This window comes from Desulfomonile tiedjei (assembly GCA_016212925.1).
Taxonomy (GTDB): Bacteria; Desulfobacterota; Desulfomonilia; order Desulfomonilales; family Desulfomonilaceae; genus JACRDF01.
On record JACRDF010000047.1, the window covers coordinates 438,270 to 460,120 of the forward strand.

The following is a 21,851-nucleotide window of genomic DNA, read 5'->3' on the forward strand; positions in this document are numbered from 1 at the left end:
AATATATTGATGTTATCAAAACGATAATTACAGCTTATGGTGGCGAAACATGGGTATTCTCGAGATACGGCATCTGAGGCTGATCAAGACCCTGTCGGAGACCGAAAATCTTACCCGTGCAGCGGAAAAGCTTCACGTTTCCCAGCCTGCCCTTAGCCAGCAGTTGAGGGAACTGGAGGATAGGCTGGGCACCGTGCTTTTTCAGCGCACCAGGAGAAAGATGATCCTCACCAGAATGGGCGGATGGGTCCTGAAGGCTGCCGAAAACGTGCTGGAAGAGCTGAACCGGGTCGAACGCGAAATTGGCAAGGCGGTGCACGGCGAGACCGGAGTTTTGCGCATCGGGGTTCATTGCATGCTGAGCTACCAGTGGCTCCCCTCTTTAATGCGCAAGTTCCATGAGATGTATCCCCAGGTGGAACTCATGCTCAATAACTCTCACACATTTATTCGCGACCTCAAATCCGATGCCTTTGATCTGGTAATTACCGGATTTCCGGTGGACCATCCCGAGATCGACCACCGGAAGTTGTTCGAAGACGAGGTCGTGGTGGTTTCTTCGCCCCACCATCCCATGAGCGCCAAAAAAACGGTCAGTGAGGCGGATTTCGAAGATATCACGCTCATTTCCCTCGTGGAGAAGTCCAAAGACCTTTTGTATCAGTACTACCTTGTGTCGGCAGGGGTCAGGATCCGCCGCTTCATGACCATCGAACAGCCTGCGGCCATCATTGACATGGTGCGTTCCGCGTTCGGGGTGGCGCTTTTTCCCCGCTGGTCCGTGAAGACATTCCTCAACAGCGGTGAACTCTGCGCGTCGTCGCTCGGGCAAGGCGGGGTGCGGGTGGAGTGGCGAGCGGTTTTCCTGAAGTCCAAGCAATTTCCCATGTATCAGGAGGCATTCCTGAAACTGCTTGCCGATGATCCACTGCAATATTTCTCAAAAGATGAAACTGCGAAACCCGGGTAGGGTGTGGTGAGCGAAGCGAACCGCATCGTTTACGCTAGGCCTGGGTCCCGGCTTTCGCCGGGACGACGGGAATGTGCCATCCGGAAAGACCTTTGGAGAATCGCTATAGAAACGAAGCTGACGAAAAAGACCCGTCTATAACCAGGTATCCCATTTCGGGGCATCCTTGTATTTCCGCTCTGCTCGTTTGAAGGTTTTAATCAGTGTCCGCGGTTAGCGGACCCAATTCCTGCTTATTAATTCTGAGGCGCTTATGTCGTGGACTTTCTCGCCTTCTTCTTAGCCTTTTCTTCTCCTTTTGCCTTTCTTTTGGCCTTTTCTTCTTCCCACAGCGGCTTTGGGTCCGCCGCCAACACGCACGTTGCTAATTCCTCCAGACTCATCCCTTGAGCAGAAAGCTTTTTCAGCCTTTCAGCCCTGTTCTTCCTTTCGGTCTTGCTCTCCATTCGGTTTTTCTCCTACAAGAAAGTCTATGCCTCCCTCTCAATTCAAGGTCATCCCGGCTTCACTCGGCTTGTAAGAGAGCCTCTTTCCAGCGATGCCCCGAATTGCCCCTCTGGTCCTCTCCCCATCATCGACTTTGCGATAGTTCCATCTGAATTTTCAAAAAGGGCTCTCCCTGCAAATCTTCACTCCGTCTTCGCCTTCACGCGGCTTAGCCGGGACGACGGGAATGTGCCACCCGGAAAGACCTTTGGAGAATCGCTATATCTTTCCCCCTTTGAGGCTTCCGCTGAAAGCGGAAGCCTCAAAGGGGGAAAGCGCAGGGAAGTTTTAGGGAGGGGGCGCCGGGGGTCCCGCGTCCCGCGGGATTGTCAAAAAGGGTTCCCCCGGCAATTCGTTTCTTCTTTCTTCTTCTTCTTCTTCTTCTCCTCCTCCTTACCCCTTCACGCCGCCTCTCCCGCCTTGGTCAGCTCCGCGGCCCAGGTGTCTGCGAGGGGGAAGTCCACCACGAATTCGGAACCGCCGTTGTTTGCGCATTCTTCAGGAGCTTGGCACTCCTGGCAGAATTCAACGCTTCGCGGGGGCTGGCCGTCGGAGCCTACCAGCAGGGGACAACGTTGGCTGGTGAATGACAGTCTGAAGCCATAAAGCTCGGAGAACATCCGGATTCTGAGAAGGTCCATCCCTTTTCCGCCGGCGTTGAAAGAGTACGGTCGGCGGCTAGCGTAGTCTTCCGTTTCCTGAACCGGGTAGAAGCCTTCAAATATGAATTCCTTTGCGTCTTCAGGAATCCCGATGCCGGTATCTTTCACACGGAGAATGTACCTGTCTCCCTTTACTAGACCGGTAACCGAGACCGTTCCGTGGTCCGGGGTGGCTTCTATAGCGTTTCGGACCAAGCCCTCCACTATCGCTACCAGGACCTGGTTGGGAATCAGCAGTTCCGCGTCCGCCAGGTCGAAATCCAGCTTCAATGTTCGCTTTTCCTGCTTCATTTTGGAGCGGATGTAGTCAATAACCATGTCCCCGAAACTTCTGACATTGATCCGTTCCAGCTCATCCCGTCTTGTCGGAAAAGTCTTTTCCAGCCATTTGTGAAGCAGGGAGGTGGCTCGCCGGATCTCCGGGGTATATTCGGTTTGGACTTCCATAAGGTCCAGAGCGGCCTGAAGAAATCCGGTGATCATTCGCTTCTCCCACGAATAACCGGTACGTATGATGCTCTCGACCTGGTTTTCGAGCCTGTTGAGGCTCAGCACATGGCGATTCATTCGTTCGATAGGGCGATCGAAATCTTTGGTGCCCATTTCAGCCAGCTTTTTCTGCATAGTCGCGATAGTGCCGCGGATGATAGCCAAGGGCGTTCGGAGTTCGTGGGACAGGTGATTCAGGACTTTAGTTTTTGCCCGGTTGAGTTCCTCCAATTCTCGGTAGGACTTCATCAACTCTTCAAAGAATGTGGCGTTTTCCACAGCTAGAGCAACGACACCGGCCAGAGAGCTGAGTATATGAACGTCCTCTTCCGAAAACTGCCCCTCACTTTTGTTTATGACCACTAGCACTCCAAGGGTTTTTTCCCTGGTGTGCAACGGCACTATGATTTCATTGCGGATGTCGAATCCCGTGCGCGTCTCAAACGGCTTGAAAAATTGCGGATTGCTAGCGGGATTGTTTAGCAGAGCAGGTTCCCCGGTCTGAAAGACCTGACCACTGATGCTGGCATCGAGGGGGAGACGCAATTCCGAGGTGCGAGCAGGGATAAGGCCACGGTCGTCCTGGACCTCGCGCCAATACAAGTCGCCCCGATGCTCGTCGTACAACAACACTCCCGCGGCGTCGGTATCCATAGCGGATCTTAATTCGCTGACCACGACGGACAGCAAATGATCCAGATCCATGGTGGCGGCAAGTGCCATGCTGGATCGGTAGATCATCTCCAAGTCGTCTCTGGATTTCTTCAGCTTTTCGTAAACCTGGGCGTTCTCAATAGCGAGCGCAATACTACCAGCCATAGACAGAGCAAGTGCCTCATCCTGATCGGAGAAATCGCCGCCGATCTTATTCATGGCCATCAATACGCCGATGGTCTTTTCTCTCGTGTTCAGCGGAACCTGAAGCACCTTGTGAATTTCAAATCCGCTTTTTTTCGTCATTTCCGGATAGTACCGGGGATCTTTGGAGACATCATTCACTCTGGCCGGTTTGTTGTTCTGGAACACCCAGCCGGCTATGCTTCCCTCAAGGGGGAGGCGCAATTCCTCCGATTGAGGAGCCAGGATATGTCTGGCGTCACGAATTTGCTTCCAGTAAAGATCACCGCGGTGCTCGTCATAGAGCAACACGCCTGCGCCTTCGGTCAGCAGGGCTTTGTTGACTTCGTCGATGACGATTGCAAGCAACTCCTCCAGATCCACAGTGGAGGCAAGCGCTTGCGATACGTTGCACAGGATGGAAAGATCAAAAAGCTCGTGGTGCTCCTGATCCATAGCGCTATCCATAAGATCGCCCACCATCTTTTCGAGTTCTTTAACTCGTCTTTCCAATTCCTCGTAGGTTGGGTTGGGCATCAAATGCACTCCTGGGGAGTTTTGAGGGCAGCTCGGCACGTGTCACGAAAGTTGTTAACTCCCGTAAAAAACTCTCGCATCATTATAACCCACAAATATTGACCTCTCCTAGTCAGCTTGAGGACCCCGTTGTCATTGTTCAGTGCCCCGGCCAATCGGAACAGGGAAAGCTCTTTCCAAAGGGTTGCCAAGAATTCTCCGTTGAATTTCACCTCTGCCTTTGCCACATCCAGCGAGGTTCCAAACAGTTTCATCATAAAATCGTATTGAATCTGTTCAGTCCTTGAAAAGTCTCTCCTTGCCAGGAGGGGTAGTTTTTCTTGCTCAACGGCCTTTATATAGTCCGCAATCGAGAAGGTATTCGCGAAGCAGGCCCCATGAACGTAACCAAAAGATCCGCTTCCTGCTCCAACGTATTCGTCAAAATCGACGATATATTCGTCAATCATTGTTTTCTTTCTAGAGAAACACCAGGCCGTTCCGCAAGTGTAATTTTTGTTAAGCCTTTCGGCAATACGGTCATAGAAAGCCTTTTCCTGACGATAACTTATGGGGCCGAAGCGGCGGGCCAGCTCTTTCCGGGTAATATCCGAGACCATGAGGGGGTAGAAAGTGACCTGATCGGCCGCCATCTCGTCAATAATCTCCAGATCTCTCTCAAGCATGAGCATGGTTTGAGTCGGAAAATTGAAAATCATGTCCACGTTTAGCGTGTCGAACATGCCCATAATTTTCGCGAGCTTGTCACGGATCTCGACGCCGCTGCCGTATTTATGGTATCGCTCCATGGCTTTGAGCAGGCCGTCGTCAAAGCTCTGCACCCCCACCGAAAGCCTGTTGACGCCGCTGTTTTTGAGGATCTTCAGGGTCTCATCCGTCAGATGATTCGGATTGGTCTCCACGGAGATCTCTCTGACTCGAAACAGTGTGCCCAAGTCCTCTAACAGGAGGCCCATCTCTTGCGGAAGCACGGTCGGGGTGCCTCCGCCGACGTAAACGGATGCGAAATCGAATCCCAGTTCCGCATACAGCCGGATCTCACGATTCAGTGCCTTGAAATATTCTCTGGCCAGGTCTTTTTCCAGGACGAATCGGTTGAAAGAACAGTAAGGGCACAACTCTTCACAAAAAGGAACATGGATATAGAGGAGATAGTCCTTCCCCGGCTGAGGCCGCGGGGGCTCGATGTCTCCGAGACTGCCGAATTGCAGGATCTTTGAATATTTGCGCTTAAGGTATGCTGTGAGCACACTTTCCACGATCATCCGAAATGAACTCTCCGATTTCACTTTCAAAGGGTGGCCATTCGACAACCGGCCTTCACAATCCTGTCAGGTCAGTCGGGATTGGAACCAAGCCGAAAAAGGATCTCCAACTGATGCAGACGTCGCTGAAACAGCCAGAAGTCCCGCACAGCCATAACAAACCCGGCCCTGAAACTAGAACTCTTTTAGCAGTAATTTAGTCATTATGCCAGGGCTTCACCCTCAGCCACTTAAGCATGTACTCATGCGGGGCGTGTGACTTATGGGGTTCTCCCCCGCGGCGGCCAACAGTGCGGAGGCCGGTATGGGCAGCACCGTAGAAAAAGCGGGGGAGCCTTTTTATGGTACTGACCTCACTTGTTCAAGCAGATGAGAAAGGAATTCCCTGAAATGCTCATCTCTCGAAGATCCCTTCGCCTGTTCCAGAGCCTTCAGAGCGTCCTCACCGCCGATTCGTGCAAGAGCTTGAGCCGAGGCATAACGAAGGTTGCCGGGCGCACTATCGTCCAGGAGGATCATAGCCAGCCCCGGCACAGCCGCTGGATCTGCTTTTGTCATGAGAGCGTCGATGGCGTGCTGGTCCTCCTGTTCTCGGGCTATGGCAAGAAGTTCTTCAACACTCTTTTCGGGGTAGCCTCGGCGGACTTCGTTCATGTGTCGACTTTGTCCGATATCAACAGCCATTGTAATCAGGACTACCGAGGATACAACCGTGATAGCAGTGCCGACCCGTTGCAGCCGCTTCCGTCTTTTCCACCATCCCACACACGAAACTGCGCCCCCGACGAGCGTCAGTCCTCCGAAGAAGCACAGGAGGAGGAGCCTGGACATGGCCTCCATGTTGTACATGTCGCCGACAAAGCGATTGGGATACCGGAGATCATAGACACAGTAGAAACACGCAGCGGTCCCAAGTCCAAAGAATAGGACCCCTGCCCAAGCCCAGGTTCCTCCGTGGTCTGTATTTTGGAACGAAGTCGCCATCGGATCGGCTCGCTTCGGTGATCATTCCCGTTGCATTACTGCACTGACTTATACCGATTGCTAAAAACAATGTCCGTTTGGCCACGGGATGTGCAGTCCCGTCGGCAGACACTAACCAGGCATTCCCCGCAACACGCGCTCCTCGTCCCCGTCGTTCCCGCGAAAGCGGGAACCCAGGAAAGTTTGCTGGATTCCTGCTTTCGCAGGAATGACGCGATATCACCCCGACAAATCAGACAAAAATTCCGGCAAACGATATATAGCTGCATACGGAAGGAGAATAATCTCTCATGTTGTTCCGAGACCAGGCTGTTGCAACCCAGCCCTCTTCCGCCCACTGTTTTGAAATCGGTTCTTAAGATTACGTCTTCGTCTTCGACTCCGTCAACCCTCCTCCCTCGCGTTGTCGTAATATACGTCTGACTCTCGTTGGCAGAATGGTCCGAACTGCAAACCAATTCTAGGCGTGTCTCGTTGCTTCTGATAACGTGGCCTTTGGGGGAATCGCCAGGCCCCCAAATTGTTTGCCGGGAGGTCGCGATGAAACCCAATGAAGGGCGGGATTTGAACCCGCAAAAGGGCACCAGAAAATTGCTTAGTGTTCTTCTACCACTTTTCCTGGTAGCAGTGGTTCTATTCTCTACCGCCTGTTTATGCGCACCGTCCATTTTAGGGCGCGGGCTGCATCTGGACAAGATAAAGCTGCCGCCGGGTTTTGAGATTAGTCTGTATACCGATAAGGTCCCCGGCGCACGTTCAATGACGCTAAGCCCTAAAGGCGTTCTTTTCGTCGGCACGCGCGAGGAGGGTCGAGTTTACGCGGTAATTGACCGCAAAAAAAGCAACAAGGCTGATGAAGTTGTAACAATTGCGCAAGGGCTGACGATGCCTAATGGTGTAGCGTTTCGGAACGGCTCGCTGTACGTTGCCGAGATCGGCAGGGTTTTGCGCTTCGACAACATCGAGGACCGGATTCACAATCCGCCAAAGCCTGTGGTTGTTAGTGAAGGCTTTCCGAGTGATCGACATCACGGATGGAAATTCATTCGTTTCGGGCCTGATGGAAAGCTGTACGTCCCAGTGGGTGCCCCATGCAACATCTGCCTGCGTGATGACCCCCGGTTTGCCACAATTATGAGAATGAATCCGGATGGCACTGACCTGGAAATATTCGCATCCGGAATACGTAATTCAGTCGGGTTTGACTGGGACCCCCGCACCCGCGAACTGTGGTTCACGGATAACGGTCGGGATTGGCTTGGTGACGACCGACCGCCGGATGAGTTGAATCGCGCGCCCAAAAAAGGGCTCAACTTCGGTTTTCCGTTTTGCCACGGCAAGGATATTTCCGACCCCGAGTTCGGGGTCAAGCGTCCCTGCAAGGATTCTGTTCCGCCGGCCATGGAACTGGGGCCTCATGTGGCTTCTCTCGGCATGCGCTTTTATACGGGGGAAATGTTTCCGCAGCAGTACAGGAATCAAATATTCATAGCGGAGCACGGTTCGTGGAACCGGAGTGTGCCGGTCGGCTATCGTATCACCCTGGTTCGCCTTGAAAATAATCGCGCAATCAAATATGAGGTTATTGCAGAAGGTTGGCTCCAGGGCTGGAAAGCGTGGGGTCGGCCGGTGGACGTGCAGGTAATGCCCGACGGAGCGCTCCTTGTGTCGGACGATTCGGCCAGCGCAATCTATAGAATCAGTTACAAAAAATAGGGACTCATCAAGGTTGATGAGCAGGTCCGATATCTACATAGGAGGGAATCGAGACCAAATTAAACGGTGGGTGTCCACGTGTAATACCAGTTCGCTATTATTTTCGTAACAACAGTGACGTGAGTTGTCATTGCGAGCGAGGCGAAGCAATCTCTGCTTTTAGGCTTTGAGATTGCTTCGTCGTTTCACTCCTCGCAATGACAGAGACGTGCCGATCGCTCCGCGTGACTGAAGGCTTACAAGCAAGGAACGCTCCCACAGCGTCACGCGATGCACTTGCCTGTCCTGATATTTAATGCGCTTCCGTGTGCCGACCCCCGCTGTCGCTGTTTGCTTGATCCAAGATGGGATGCACGTACAGGTCTCTTTGGGGCATCGGAAGGTCTATCTCTGCCTGCTTGAACGCTTTAAATATTGCAAAATTGAGTTGATGGATAAGCCTGCCTTTGTCCTTGGGATAACCGGTCCAGCATAGCAGTTCGAAGTCCAGGGATGAATCACCAAAGGACCGCAACCGCACTCGAGGTCTCGGTTCGGACAAGACCAGAGGGTTTTCGCCGGCTACCTTGAGCAACACCTCTTGAACCTGGTCCACATCAGAGGTATCGACAGTAACCGAGACCTTTATCCTGACTCTCATTCGAGGATAAGGAGCGCTCTCGTTAATAATCTTGGTGCTAACGATTACGGAATTGGGCACGGATATGAGGACGTCGTCCCTCGTCAAGATTCTAGTGCTTCTGAGACCTATATCGACCACCTTTCCGCGCTCGCCGGTACTCAGCACAATGTAGTCGCCCGGCTTAAAAGGGCGATCGAGAAAGACACTTATTCCGCCGAAGAAGTTTGCCAAAGTGTCCTTAGCGGCCAAGCCCACAATAAGCCCCGCAATGCCGGCAGAGGCCAGGAGAGGGGTCAGGTTTATCTGCCACACCGCCAGCACCATGAGCCCCCCGATGATGCCGACAGCGGCCAATCCTATGTTTTCAGAAAGTCTGAGGAATTCTGACGCACCAGGGTAGTACCCGCCTAGCCTGGAACTGGCAAGCTTCAGTGTTTGCCCAAGAACGACTATCCATATAATCGCCAGGCAGGTCTTAGTCGCGCCTGACACCAGGAAATCGATACGCTCCGGCGGCATAATCCAGTTGACTTCGGCCAGAATCCCCACCAGCGCTACGCTGACCCACAAAGGTCCGCGAATGATCTCGAAGAGTTGAGTACTTATTCCCAGTCCGGACCAGCGGGACAACGCCAGCGCGATTCTTCGCCCCATCAGTCGTGCCATGCTCGCGGCGACGATGGTGGCCAGCGCAATAATGATGGCTCCGACCAGTGGAGCGACCTCCATCTCGGCGAGCCATTGATTGATCAATTCCATGGTAACCTCCAACTGTCCAACCTCCTGCTCGTTCTTACTTTCAATTTAATCACCCCTGGATTTGATGGACAGGCAGGTCGCTTTCGCGGCAATCCCGCGGGCATTGCCGCCGGCCGCTACCATGATGTGGTGGCGGTCCAGCCGGCCGCGGGGTGCCCGCCATGTTCTCTCGTACGAGAGGGTATAGCGGTTCTCGAAAGTAATCACGGATTGAATTGTGGGTGCCACTGCTGGCTTGTCCCGTCCCGCGTTTCGCGGGATTCTTGGAGGATGCACTGCTGGACAAGCCAGCAGTGGCACCCAATCGTCAAGGTGCGTCATGGCCTGAAATCGCGCAATTTCGCGTGCATATCGCGCCACAGGCCCTTGACCCAAGGAGGAAGGTCTTTCTCCGCCGCAGGGGGGTAATTACGCAAATCCCGTGGCGCAATGATGACTGAAACCTTGTCCATGCCGATACGGGCCGTGAGCACGAACAGCTCTTCGATGGCCTCGTCCCCCATGGCCAGGCAACCGATCGACAACGCCTTTCCATGAATGAAGATGTCTCCGCCGAGGTGCTGTCGTCCGTCCAGCTTCGCCTGCTCCTGATCGAAGGCGTTGGGGTAGTTCAGCTTCATGGACAGATGATAGTTGCTGTTCGGGTTGAGGGCCACGATTCTGTAGAAGCCTTCCGGAACCTGGCGGTCTCCTTCCCGGAGCTTCGGTCCCGGCCTCCCACTGGCTTCCTTCACGTCGAACGTCTTCACGAAAGTCCAGGCGTCTCTTTGTCGTGCCCAGAGTTCCAGGAGCATCTCTTCTTTCAGAGCAACAAGGGTGATCCCCGCGGGCGGGTACGCAACACCGCACTTCTGAAAGCATGGTCGCAAACGCTGCTCAGCCTTAGGGCCATGGAGTGAGACTACCTCATCAACCGTTCGCTTACCCTTCAACGTCAGATAATATGGGAACCAGATCGCCCGGCCGTAGAAGTAGAGAAGTAGGCCCAAAACCATGAGCACGATCGACAAGGTCAAAATGATTCGCTTTCGCATCTTCATGCTACGCTACGGTGCGCGGCCACCGGTTCATCCGGCGTCGGGGATAAACCATGGTTTAGGCATCTATCGTCTTTGGCCGTGTTTGGCCGGTGAGACAGGCATCTGAGTTCATATGAGCCTGAATTATGCCGCAGTCTTGCCATTTTTACCCTTTTGGCACTCTTCAGGGGTAGAAGGTTGCCTCTCTGACCGCGAAAAGGACTCCGCGGGGAGTACAACACTACCGGACGCAGGCAAAACCGTCGTCATGTTGGCGAAAGAGCCCCTTTTTTCCTGATTCTGAGCGTACCTCACCGTCAACCTTACCGTCAACCCCTTTTTCCCGCTCCCGTGGGACGCAGGATGCCCTCAATGCTTACTGGCATGAAAGCGCATTGGCATCATATGGCTTTAAAAGCAGATTCACGATTGGAAGGGCTCGCGGTCATCACCATCTGGTGGTCCGGTACACAGGCTTCTTGGGCATTATCCATAGGAGCAGTATTCCGACAACAAAGCCTCCCATGTGGGCCCAGTAGGCCACGCCACCAACATCGCCCCGTGCTCCTATCTGCGCGGTACCGCTGATGAATTGAAACGCGAACCAAATGATAAGGAATATAAACGCAGGCAATTCAACGAATCGAATAATAATGAAAATGATCAATAAAGTGTGTATCCGCGCATGTGGAAAACTTACCAGATAAGCCCCCAAGACACCCGAGATTGCGCCACTGGCCCCTATGGTCGGGATCTGAGATCCCGTGTTGAAGAAAACATGGATAAGTGACGATCCCAGCCCGCAAAGTATATAAAAAATCAAATACGTGATGTGGCCCAGCCGATCCTCGACGTTGTCCCCGAATATCCACAGAAACCACATATTGCCAATGACGTGTAACCATCCGGCATGCATGAAAATGGAAGAGAAAAGAGGCACTATCGCGTTGTCGGTAAGGCCCCCGGAGTATCTGTAAAAGTTTAAAAACCGAACCGGGATGAGCCCATATTCAACAATGAATTGATCCGCACGAGCCCCGAGGGAAACTTCGTAAAGCCACACGATGCTGTTAATTACGATCAGGACAATCGTTACAATGGGAACCGTGGCTGAAGGATTGCTGTCCCGAAGCGGTATCATAGTTGCTCCCCTTCATCGCGGCTGATATCAATGCTTCTTCAATCTCGCGGGAGCGAGCGCCAGCATGGGACCAATTATTTCATCAAAAGCTTTGGCCGCGGGAGAAGTAGGATATTCCAACACAAAAGGCTTACCATCGTCCGATGCGGTTACCAGCCTGGGATCGATCGGAATTCTTCCCAGGAAACGGAATCCGGTCTCGCGAGCCAACCTTTCACCGCCTCCGGACTTGAATAGGTCGTGCATGGTTCCGCATTCAGGGCAAACGAATCCGCTCATGTTCTCGATGATACCGAAAACCGGCATACCGAGGCTCTTGCAGAATCGGATGGATTTCTTAACGTCTTTGAGCGCCACCAATTGAGGTGTGGTAACTATGACGGCTTGAGATCGGGGGGGCGCCATCTGGCAGATGGAAAGAGGCTCGTCACCGGTCCCGGGTGGGGCGTCAACTATCAAGAAGTCCAGGTCACCCCAATCGACCTCTGCAAGAAACTGCCATATCATGCGGTGTTTCATCGGTCCGCGCCAAATTACCGCTTCTTCCGGGTGGTCCTTCATGACAAACTCAATGGACATGACTTTGAGATTGTCATTGTATCGGACCGGCACCAAGCCCTTTTCAGACATACCTGAAGCCACCACCCCTTCGAGCTTCAGCAGAGTTGGAACACTCGGACCGTGTATGTCGATGTCCAGGAGGCCGACCTGGCGATCTGCCGCGGCCAATGACGCTGCCAAATTCACCGCCAGGGTACTCTTGCCCACGCCGCCCTTTCCGGAAAGAACCATGAAAGTGTTCTCGATTCTCGTCAGCGTGTCGGCAAGCAACAGATCTTCGCGCAATTCCTGTATCTCTTCTCTCGAGAGTGACTTCTTTTTCTCATCCATTATCAACATCCTGCCTGATAAACGGTTTTTGAGCCGGACGAACGAAGTGGAGTTCAAGCAATGCCCACGCTCTCCAGGAGTTTTTTAGACTTCACCCGATGAACGTCAAGGCCCACTTCCTTGGAAGTAAGACCCAGAGCGAGACCCACAAGCTGGGTCAGGTAAAAGGTCGGAATTTTTTCCTTCTCTTTGTTCTTGCGTGCCAGGACTATCTGGCCCATGTCAAACTGCTCGAAACACGAAGGACAAATCACCGATATAGCCTGAATGTTGCGTTCGTGGATATAAGCCAGCTTTTGCTTGGTGATGGCATAGCCCGCGTCCTGGTCTGCGTTGGCACCAAGCGGCGAGCCACAACAAAGGAACTTTCTGGAAAATTCAGTCGGCTCCACCCCGATGATGGAGAGAAGGTGATCCATTTTTACCGGCACGTAGGATTCCGCGGCCGACAGCTCTTCCGGATACATGACCTTTGGTGGTCGAAAGTAATGGCACCCGTAGTGGCACCCGACTCGCAAGGGAACTTCCCGCACCTGTTCCTTGATCATCTTGTCGACCACCGTATCCTGATACAGCACGTCAAGGATGTGGGTAACCTCGATGGTCCCTTTGAAGTGATGATGGTGCTCTTCCAGGATCTTGTTGACCTTTCTCTTCTTGGCTTCGCTCTGCTTGAGAATCAGGTTGGCCTCTTTGAGCGTATTCACGCATCCGGAACACAGGGTTAAGAGGTCCAGCCCCGCTTCCTCGGCCAGACAAAGGTTTCGGGCAGCCAGCGCCAACCAGGAATCGTAATGGACGAGCTTCATGCTGGTAGGCGGAGGACAACAAGAAAACGGTAGATCTACCAGTTCTATTCCGAGCCTGTCGCACACGAGGCGAGTAGCGGCTTCAAAGCCGGGATATTTTATTGGGATGGCGCAACCGAGAAACAACGCATACTTCATGATATTCTCTTGGTAACTTCTTGAGTGGCATGGCCGGCAGAGCTAAATCTCGACAACTTCCTCCAAGCCGGTTTTTTTCAGAATCTTCCGCACCTCCTCGACGGGCGCAGGCGGCAGAGGCGCAAGTCCATGATGCGCCCTCATCTCGTCGAGCTGGTGCACGATCATCGAGCGCCCCGTTTTGGCCAGCAGCTCAATCGCCACACCGAGCCGGCTGGGTATATTGCCTCTACGAGCCGCGGAATTGCGCAGGGCTACAAGGAGATCCGAGATTGGGATTTTCTGCGGACATCGGTCTTCACAGACGTTGCAGGTGCAGCAAAGCCAGATTTTTTCGTCCTCAACCACCTCGTCGTGTCCCAGGTTGAGACACTTAAGGATGGCGCCCCTGGGACCGATCGCGGGAGCCACCTGCATCGCGGGGCATGAACCGGTGCAACGAGCACATTGGTAGCACTCGTAAAGATCTTCTCTCGGAAAGTGTTTCCAGATCTTTATGGTTGTCATGTTGTTTCGCTCTTCTTGATCAGCGATTTTCTGAGCTTTTCAGCCGCGCTTTGAATCTCTTTGCGCGAGACCTTTTGCAATCCCTGCTCCATTTCCTGGATCACGCGTGCGAACTGGGCCCCTTCGGCCGCGGAAACCCAGGCCAGTCTCAGCCGGTCCTTATTTATCCCGAGCTTCTCCATCCGCTTCCAATACTTTTCGACCCTTCGGGCGGTGTTCTGATTGGCGTTGTTGTAATGACAATCCGCCGGATGGCAGCCTGAAACCAGCACCGCGCCGGCCCCCTGCAAAAACGCCTTTTCAATCCAGCGCGGTGATACCCGAGCTGAGCACATGGTCCGTATGATTCGGACATTGTGAGGATACTGTATTCTCGAAACGCCGGCGAAGTCGGCCCCAGCATAAGAACACCAGTTACATGCAAACGCCAGGATTTTGTTGTGAGGATCATGCGCCAGAGCCATATCGATTTGGCTAACTATTTGATCTTCAGTGAAGTGTGTTTGGTCTATAGCCTGGAATCGACATTCGGGCACGCATGCTCCGCAGCCCTGGCATGCCGCTTCTATGACCCGAAAATAGCCCTGTTCCTTGCCGCCTTCAATTGCATGGTACGGGCATACCCTCGCGCACAAGCCGCACGCGGTGCACTTGTCAGGGTCGATCTTCGCCGTTACCGCGGGTACTTTGACCTCCCCTTTGCTCATGAGAATATTAGCCCGGGAGGCAGCCGCGGATGCCTGAGTTACCGAATCCTTTATGTCTTTGGGACCTTCTGCCGCTCCTGCCAGGAATACCCCGCCAGTGGTGGTGTCCACAGGTCGGAGCTTCGGGTGAGCCTCCATGTAGAATCCGTCCGTATCAGTGGCAAGGTTCAAGAGCCGCTGGAGCACCCCTGCGTCTTTATGAGGCATGATGCCCACGGAAAGGATTACCATGTCCATAGTGTACCGATACGGATTTCCCAGAAGAGTGTTTTCCCCGAGCAACGTGAGGTTGTCGGTACTGATATCTTCAATGATCTCGCCCGGTATACCGCGGATAAAAGTCACGCCCTCGCGTCTCGCCCGCTGGAAGAGGTCCTCAAACCCTTTGCCAAAGGCTCGGATGTCTATGTAGAAAACGTAGATCTCGGTCTCAGGCCAGTGTTCCTTTATGAGAAGAGCGTCCTTGATTGTGTTCATGCAGCAAACATTGCTGCAATACGGATTGCTGCGCTTGCTCCGGGAGCCTATACACTGAAGAAACGCAACCCTTTGAGGGCGTTTGCGGTCCGACGGCCGAATAAGCTCCCCGGAAGACGGGCCGCCTGCATTGATCAGCCGCTCGAATTCCAATGTGGTGATCACATTCGGGAATTTGCCGTATCCGAGTTCGGTTAGAGAAGTGGGATCGTAAACATCGACGCCGGTGGCCACTACGATGGTCCCCACGTTGATTTCCAGCATCTCGTCCCTGGCGGAAAAGTCGATGCACTTGTGAGAGCAAGCCTGAAAACATCGGTCACAGGCCACGATGCCCTGATTGTTGAGGCAGCGGTCCATGTCGATAAGAAAGGTGGACGGCACAGCCTGCGCAAACGGAATATAAATCCCATGGCGAATGGTCAAACCCGCGTTGAACTCGTCCGGGGCCAACTGAGGACATGCTTGAATGCAGTCACCGCAGGCGGTGCACTCTTTCGTAACGTACCGGGCCCTTTTCAGCACTTGCACCCGAAAGTTGCCAATATGACCCTGAACCTCCTTGACCTCCGCCAGAGTCAACAATTCAATATTCGGATGACGGCCCACTTCGCTCATTTTCGGCGCGAGTATGCAGATGGAGCAATCCATGGTGGGGAAAGTCTTGTCTATTTGAGCCATGCGGCCGCCGATACTGCCGGTCCTCTCTATTAGATATACCTGGTAGCCCGCGTCGGCCAGGTCGAGTGCCGCCTGAATCCCTGCTACGCCGCCTCCGATGACCATCGCCTTACGAGCCACCGGAACGGTCAACTCGAACTGCGGCTTCAATCTTGCGGCCCTGGCTACAGCCATTTCCACCAGATTCTTGGCTTTTTCCGTGGCCGCGTCCTTTTCGTGGAGATGCACCCACGAGCAGTGCTCTCGGATATTTGCCATTTCAAGCAGGTACGGGTTCAAACCTGCGCTTTCGCATGCGGCTCTGAACGTAGGCTCGTGCAATCTAGGCGTGCAGGAAGCAACCACCACGCGGTTCAAATTGTGTTCCTTGATGTCGGCTTTGATCTGTTCCTGGCCAGGCTCCGAGCAGGTGTACAAGGAGTCTTTGGCCAGAGCGACACCAGGCAGAAGCCGGGCGTGTTCCGCGACCTCCTCACATCGTACCGTGCCTCCGATGTTCTTGCCGCAGTGGCAAACATATACGCCGATTCGCAGGTCGTTAGAGTCGGCGTACTTGGGTGTTTCTTCGGTTTTCTCTTTCAATTCAACTGTGTCCTCCGGCAATCCGTCTGGTCCGTCGGGAAAACCTCTCTGTAACGTCGGTCGAGCGCCGCTTTTCGGCTTCCGGCTCAAGCGGGTCGGAAGTTTTATTGTCTGGGTCAAGGGCCCTCGGCGTGCGAGCGCCCGAACTGGTGATTTCATTCGAACGTGGCTCCCGGTTTGGAAAGCCGTGGGATTGCCACCCAGGCCGACTGTCTGTTGAAAGGCCGAGTCAGCGGCCCTCGGGTGGCCGGCACCGACTTCCCGGATATCAAGACAATTCAATGAACTCCGGGATTTCTTTCTGTTCCGGCCAAAACCTTTTGCCCGTATTCATAACCCAAATCAAAGGCCGAGATGTTAAGGTCCTCGGTTCCCGCGGGGATCGAGGCCATCACAGCCGCTTTCATCGCCTCGTAACCGACTACTCCTGACAGCGCGGTGACGGCTCCAAGCATCACGATGTTGGCGGCGATCTTTTTCCCCATTTCTTCGGCGATGCGTGTGGAAGGCACTCTGTAGACCGTTATACCTTCCGGCTCCACGTTCAGGTTAACCAGGTCCCGATCCAGGATCAGCATGCCATGGGCGCGGATGGAATTTCCGTACGTTTGTAACGCCCCCTGGCTCATTATCACCAGCACGTCCGGCTGCCCGACTTTGGGATAGTGTATGGTTTCATCCGATATGACCACGTCCGCGCTGCACGAGCCCCCCCGTGCCTCCGGGCCGTAGTTCTGTGTAAAAACAGCGTTCTTCCTCTCAAAAAGAGCGGCGGCCTTTCCGAGAATGTGGCCTGAAAGGATTATGCCCTGTCCTCCGAATCCCGCGAGCCTTATTTCCTGTTTCACGGTCATGCGGATCTGCCCTTTTCCTTGCCTTTCAGTTTGGCCTTGGCTCGAGCGACGACCATGCCGGCGTAATTCTCCATAAAGTCCGGCCGAACGGTGTCCACGAACGTTCCGACCACTATTTTGCCCCTCAGGCGGATTTCCACGTCGCTTGGGTCGGCCCCATTGCGGACCTCCGACATCTCTCTGTAATAACGCATTTCATCGAGGCCTGCCCCGAGCTTGTTGGGCCGACCGTAACCTGTCGGGCAAGGAGCAATGACTTCTATAAACGTGAACCCCTTCTTGTCAAATGCCTGGGAAATGGAATGCACGAGTTGTCTCGGATGAAACGTCGTCCATCTAGCCACGTAAATGGCGCCGGCCGCGTGGGCCACGTGTGGTAAATTAAACCCCGGTTCAGCGTTGCCCAACGGTGTAGTGGATGTCTTGGCCTCCAGAGGGGTAGTCGGCGCAACCTGCCCTCCGGTCATTCCAAAATTGAAGTTGTTTACACAAATCACCTTCAGGTTTACGTTACGGCGGGCCGCGTGGATGAGATGGTTCCCGCCGATAGCGAAGAGGTCGCCGTCGCCGGAAAATACCGTCACGTTAAGATCGGGTTTGGCTAGCGCCAGTCCCGTCGCGAACGGGATCGCTCTTCCGTGGGTGGTGTGGTATGAATCCATGTCCAGGTACCCGGCAACCCTGCCCGTGCAACCGATGCCGGACACCACGGCACACTCGTCCACCGGAATGCCTTTGCGCCGTATGCTTTCAATGAAGCACGTCAAAACCACTCCCAGACCGCAGCCTGCACACCAGATATGAGGAATCCTGCCGGGTTTCAGATACTTGTCATCCGGATGCAGGCCGTGGTCCTTCTGAATTATCTCATCGGCAGCTTGTAAATCGAAAGGTTTCAGATCCCTGAGGCGTACTTTCATGGGGTCTCCCCGTGAATTGTTGTATCAGATGTACTCTCCCGCAGCATCCGCGATCTCCTCGGGCGTGTGGATGGACCCGCCCATCAAGGCCATGAGTACCGTTTCAGCCTTACCCTGTGCAGTCCGTTCCACCTCGTAGGCCATCTGTCCATAATTGATTTCCGGGACTATGAACGCCTTAACTCGGCCTGCCAGGCTCCGGATCAGGTTGGAAGGAAAAGGCCAAAGAGTGACCAGTCGCAACAGGCCGACTTTGTGTCCCCGTTTTATGAGGTCTTCCACCGCCTGGCGGCCGACCCGTGAAGCGCAGCCATAAGCCACCACGACCACCTGCGCATCATCAAGGCCCACGCCGTCAACCTGGATGATCTTGTCCGCGTTTTTTCGTATCTTGTCCACCAGATGGCGGACGTTTCGTTCCTGAACATCGGCTGTTATATCCGGGTAGCCCCGTTCGTCGTGGGTGAGCCCTGTCACGTGAACGTGATAACCCTGTCCCACTACGGCCATTGGTGCCGGCATGCGACCGGTTGTCTCGAAGGGCAAATAATCCCTGGGCGACTGACTGGGGCTTACACGTGCAACGACTTTTAGCTCTTCCCGTTTTGGAATGACGACCTTTTCCGTCATGTGGCCGACTACCTCGTCCGACATGACAAATACGGGCTGCCGATATATCTCGGATAGGTTAAAAGCCTGCACGGTCAGGTCAAAGCATTCCTGGGGTGAAGAAGGAGCGAGCGCTATGCAGCCGTAGTCCCCGTGAGAGCCCCATCGAGCCTGCATCACGTCCGCTTGTCCAACGAGCGTCGGCAAACCAGTGGAGGGCCCCCCGCGCTGGACGTTGACAACCACACATGGTGTTTCCGTCATCATGCCCAGGCCGACATTTTCCATCATAAGAGAAAATCCGGGCCCTGACGTTGACGTCATGGATTTCACCCCGCCCCATGAAGCGCCCAATATGGCCGCCATGGACCCAATCTCGTCTTCCATTTGGATATAGACTCCTCCGACTTCGGGAAGCCGCCGAGCCATGCGCTCCGCGATCTCGGTAGCCGGAGTGATCGGATAACCTGCAAAAAACCGGCAGCCCGCAGCAATGCCGCCTTCGGCACAAGCTGCATCGCCGTGTATAAAATGCTCTCCGCTGAGAATGTCCTTGTCCGCCATGTAACAGTCCTAACAAATGAAAGCCGCAGTACAAGCCGAGGCATTACCGACAATTAGAATGGAAGAAGCCCACAGGAGATCGAAAACTCAATAGGATTTGCCTAATACATGGGGAAATTTTCTTAATTAAGAAATTTTCCCGGTGCTCTTGTCGAAAAAACTTCTCATCTTATTCGCTGTGCGGTGCCGGCTGCCGGCGCTGCAAAGCGAACAGAGTACAGAAGTTTTTGGAGAGGGGTGCGGGGAGGACCTTTTTACAAAAAGGTCCTCCCCCCATTCTTCAACTCCTCAATCCTGCTCAAGACTACTTCTTTCTATATCTCTGGTCCTTTCGCGAGTAACGGGTGGTCACCTTCTGGATGTCATCTTCCGTAATCTTTTTAGCGGCTTTCAGCTCGGTGAAGATAGCGAATTCCGGACATATCAGGCTGCACAGTCCGCAGTCAACGCAGTCTTCGGCCTGAAATGCCAGTTCAGGCGGATGGTAGCCCTTTACGTTGAAGCGTTGGCTCTCCTTCAGGCATTCGTTAGGACAAAACTCGATACAGAACCCGCAACCCTTGCAACGATCCTCAATAATATGGACCGTTCCGTGAGGCATGGAATGAGCCTCGGCATCAAGAGGCAACCGCCAAAATTTCATAGGCTAAGCTCCATTGGAGACTGTCTATAAGGCTTTCAGTATAAATGTTTTTCGTCAGGAGTCAATTCGTCCTCCGAAGCGCCCTTATCCGAAAAGGCCCAGCAGCTTCTTCATGAAGGGCAGGCGCGTCCCGTACGGGGCATATCGAAGGTTTACGTCAAGCCAAAACGGTCTTTTGAGAATTGATTTTTGGTTCGAAAATGTGTCGAATCCCGCCTTACCGTGGTACCGTCCCATACCGCTGTCTCCCACGCCGCCGAAGGGCAGGGATCGCGTGGAGAGATGGACGACCGTGTCGTTGACACAGCCGCCGCCCGACGAAGTCTCACGAAGGACCCGTTCCTTGGTCTCGCTATTGTCGGAGAAAAGGTAAAGGGACAGCGGTTTAGGGCGACTGTTGACCATCTCGATTGCCTGGGACAAGGTTTCGTACTCCACCACCGGCAGAATGGGACCGAAAATCTCCGATTCCATGACCTTGTGATCCATCGACACGTTATCAATGACAGTGGGCGCGATGTATTTGTCGCCCGGATCTGTTTTTCCGCCGATTATTATGTCCCCTTCCGACATTAGGCCGGACAGGCGTTCAAAGTGCTTGCTGTTGACGATCCTGGAGTAGTCCGGGCTCGCTTGGGGATTTTCGCCGTAGAACTTGGTTATGCAATCCTTTATGGTTTCGAGCAGATCTTTCTTGATCGCCTTGTCCACCAGCAGATAATCCGGAGCCACACAGCTCTGCCCCGCGTTGAAGAACTTTCCCCAGGTGATCCGCCGTGCAGTCACGTCCAGCCTTACGTTGCGGTCTACGATGCAGGGGCTTTTGCCGCCAAGTTCAAGTGTGCAGGGCGTGAGATGCTTAGCCGCGGCCATGGCGATTTGTTTTCCTACATTCGTGCCGCCGGTAAAGAAAATGTGGTCGAATCGGTGTTCCAGTAGGGCCTGAGCAGTTGCGCCCCCACCTTCCACAACGGTGACCAGGCCGGGATCGAAGTTTTTGCCAATCATTTCGCCCATCAGGCGGGATGTGTTGGGCGCCAGTCTCGATGGGACCACAATGGCGCAATTACCCGCGGACATTGCGGCTATCAGCGGACCGAGCGTCAACTGGATGGGGTAGTTCCACGTTCCGATGATGAGCGTGACACCAAGGGGTTCGGAATAAATGGAACTCAAGGCCGGAAAATGCACCAGCGGCGTCCACGTGCGCTTGGGTTTAGCCCAAGAGGGCAATTTGGCGCACGAGTGGTCGATCTCCTTGAGCAGCAAAGCAATTTCGCTCACGTACGTCTCGAACCTCGACTTCTTCAAGTCCAGTCTCAGAGCTTCGTATATTGCCTCTTCGTGATCGAGTATTGCCTTTTTCAGAGCCCTTAACTGATTGACCCGAAAGGAAACATCGTAGGTTACGCGAGTATTGAAAAATGTTCGTTGCTTCTCAACCAACGCGGCGATTTCTTGGATTTCCATGCCAGCTTCCTTTCTTCGGTCCTTTATGTTCCGATGAGCTGTGTCAGTTGTGGGGGGTGGCAGATTCAGGTCCCTTACTTTGCCGCTTGTACCAATTTCCTAGGTAGAACGCAACTTCCTATGGCAATCCTCGCGTCGGAAGGCGAGCCCTTTTTCATCATCGTGCCACAGACGAGTCCCGCGAGGAGCGGGACACGTCCATGGAACCAACTCTCGGTGGCATCTTCTTGGTGGCGGCCTGAGCAACGATTCGTTGCCGGTCCGGAGCGAGTTCGTTTGTTGATAAGACGGCCCGGTAAGCCCTCAGTCACGGGCGGCAAAAGATTGTCATTGCGAGCGAAGCGAAGCAATCTCCTGCACCGCTAAAGCCTAGATTGCTTCGTCGTTTCACTCCTCGCAATTGTAGATGTTAGATAATTCGTGGACGAGGTATCCTCAGACAGGGGTAATAAGTCCATGAGAATCAACAGCCAAGATCAGACGATAAAGAGGAACTACATCCAGAAGTACCG

18 protein-coding genes are annotated in these 21,851 nt (G+C 53.8%); 2 read left to right on the top strand and 16 right to left on the bottom strand.

All coding sequences use genetic code 11. The annotated features are described in order from the left end of the window. Positions 1 to 49 precede the first annotated feature (49 nt). Entirely contained in the window at positions 50 to 970 is a 921-nt protein-coding gene (locus tag HY913_20765; GenBank protein ID MBI4965722.1) for a LysR family transcriptional regulator, read from the top strand. A gap of 251 nt (positions 971 to 1,221) precedes the next feature. Here HY913_20765 and HY913_20770 read toward each other — a convergent pair whose 3' ends face one another. The 4 genes from HY913_20770 to HY913_20785 form a co-directional block, all read right to left on the bottom strand. Beyond that, on the bottom strand, positions 1,222 to 1,416 hold the full coding sequence (locus HY913_20770; protein ID MBI4965723.1) for a hypothetical protein: 195 nt from the start codon (positions 1,414 to 1,416) through the stop codon (positions 1,222 to 1,224). Positions 1,417 to 1,857: 441 nt separating this feature from the next. Further along, positions 1,858 to 3,981, bottom strand: a complete 2,124-nt coding sequence (locus tag HY913_20775; protein ID MBI4965724.1) for a GAF domain-containing protein — start codon at positions 3,979 to 3,981, stop codon at positions 1,858 to 1,860. After that, positions 3,981 to 5,246, bottom strand: coding sequence for a coproporphyrinogen III oxidase family protein (locus HY913_20780; GenBank protein ID MBI4965725.1), 1,266 nt, complete (start codon positions 5,244 to 5,246; stop codon positions 3,981 to 3,983). The genes HY913_20775 and HY913_20780 overlap by 1 nt, the downstream gene beginning before the upstream one ends. Positions 5,247 to 5,585: 339 nt before the next feature. Then, complete coding sequence (locus tag HY913_20785; GenBank protein ID MBI4965726.1) at positions 5,586 to 6,230, bottom strand: HEAT repeat domain-containing protein; 645 nt, start codon at positions 6,228 to 6,230, stop codon at positions 5,586 to 5,588. Between the two features lie 540 nt (positions 6,231 to 6,770). On the opposite strand from HY913_20785, the gene HY913_20790 reads away from it, so the two are divergent. Then, positions 6,771 to 7,946 (top strand): sorbosone dehydrogenase family protein, encoded by a 1,176-nt coding sequence (locus HY913_20790; GenBank protein ID MBI4965727.1) that lies wholly within the window; start codon positions 6,771 to 6,773, stop codon positions 7,944 to 7,946. A gap of 292 nt (positions 7,947 to 8,238) precedes the next feature. Here HY913_20790 and HY913_20795 read toward each other — a convergent pair whose 3' ends face one another. From HY913_20795 to HY913_20850, 12 genes are all read right to left on the bottom strand, one after another. Next, a complete protein-coding gene (locus HY913_20795) occupies positions 8,239 to 9,327 on the bottom strand; it encodes a mechanosensitive ion channel family protein (protein ID MBI4965728.1) in 1,089 nt (362 codons plus the stop codon). A 317-nt stretch (positions 9,328 to 9,644) separates the two neighbouring features. After that, positions 9,645 to 10,367 (bottom strand): L,D-transpeptidase family protein, encoded by a 723-nt coding sequence (locus HY913_20800; GenBank protein MBI4965729.1) that lies wholly within the window; start codon positions 10,365 to 10,367, stop codon positions 9,645 to 9,647. A gap of 427 nt (positions 10,368 to 10,794) precedes the next feature. Further along, positions 10,795 to 11,487 (bottom strand): rhomboid family intramembrane serine protease, encoded by a 693-nt coding sequence (locus HY913_20805; GenBank protein ID MBI4965730.1) that lies wholly within the window; start codon positions 11,485 to 11,487, stop codon positions 10,795 to 10,797. A gap of 27 nt (positions 11,488 to 11,514) precedes the next feature. Beyond that, entirely contained in the window at positions 11,515 to 12,378 is an 864-nt protein-coding gene (locus HY913_20810) for an Mrp/NBP35 family ATP-binding protein (GenBank protein ID MBI4965731.1), read from the bottom strand. Between the two features lie 53 nt (positions 12,379 to 12,431). After that, positions 12,432 to 13,325 carry a CoB--CoM heterodisulfide reductase subunit B gene (locus HY913_20815; protein ID MBI4965732.1) on the bottom strand — a complete coding sequence of 298 codons (894 nt, stop codon included), beginning with the start codon at positions 13,323 to 13,325 and terminating at the stop codon, positions 12,432 to 12,434. Between the two features lie 42 nt (positions 13,326 to 13,367). Next, entirely contained in the window at positions 13,368 to 13,832 is a 465-nt protein-coding gene (locus HY913_20820) for a 4Fe-4S dicluster domain-containing protein (GenBank protein ID MBI4965733.1), read from the bottom strand. Beyond that, on the bottom strand, positions 13,829 to 16,279 hold the full coding sequence (locus tag HY913_20825) for a hydrogenase iron-sulfur subunit (GenBank protein MBI4965734.1): 2,451 nt from the start codon (positions 16,277 to 16,279) through the stop codon (positions 13,829 to 13,831). The genes HY913_20820 and HY913_20825 overlap by 4 nt, the downstream gene beginning before the upstream one ends. Before the next feature lie 278 nt (positions 16,280 to 16,557). Beyond that, complete coding sequence (locus HY913_20830; GenBank protein MBI4965735.1) at positions 16,558 to 17,133, bottom strand: 2-oxoacid:acceptor oxidoreductase family protein; 576 nt, start codon at positions 17,131 to 17,133, stop codon at positions 16,558 to 16,560. Continuing rightward, positions 17,130 to 18,053 (bottom strand): 2-oxoacid:ferredoxin oxidoreductase subunit beta, encoded by a 924-nt coding sequence (locus HY913_20835; GenBank protein MBI4965736.1) that lies wholly within the window; start codon positions 18,051 to 18,053, stop codon positions 17,130 to 17,132. The genes HY913_20830 and HY913_20835 overlap by 4 nt, the downstream gene beginning before the upstream one ends. Positions 18,054 to 18,077: 24 nt before the next feature. Beyond that, positions 18,078 to 19,226: a 2-oxoacid:acceptor oxidoreductase subunit alpha gene (locus HY913_20840; protein ID MBI4965737.1), complete on the bottom strand. Its 1,149-nt coding sequence runs from the start codon at positions 19,224 to 19,226 to the stop codon at positions 18,078 to 18,080. 304 nt (positions 19,227 to 19,530) lie between these two features. After that, entirely contained in the window at positions 19,531 to 19,869 is a 339-nt protein-coding gene (locus tag HY913_20845) for a ferredoxin family protein (protein ID MBI4965738.1), read from the bottom strand. An 84-nt stretch (positions 19,870 to 19,953) separates the two neighbouring features. Continuing rightward, positions 19,954 to 21,339, bottom strand: a complete 1,386-nt coding sequence (locus tag HY913_20850; protein MBI4965739.1) for an aldehyde dehydrogenase — start codon at positions 21,337 to 21,339, stop codon at positions 19,954 to 19,956. Between the last annotated feature and the right edge of the window lie 512 nt (positions 21,340 to 21,851).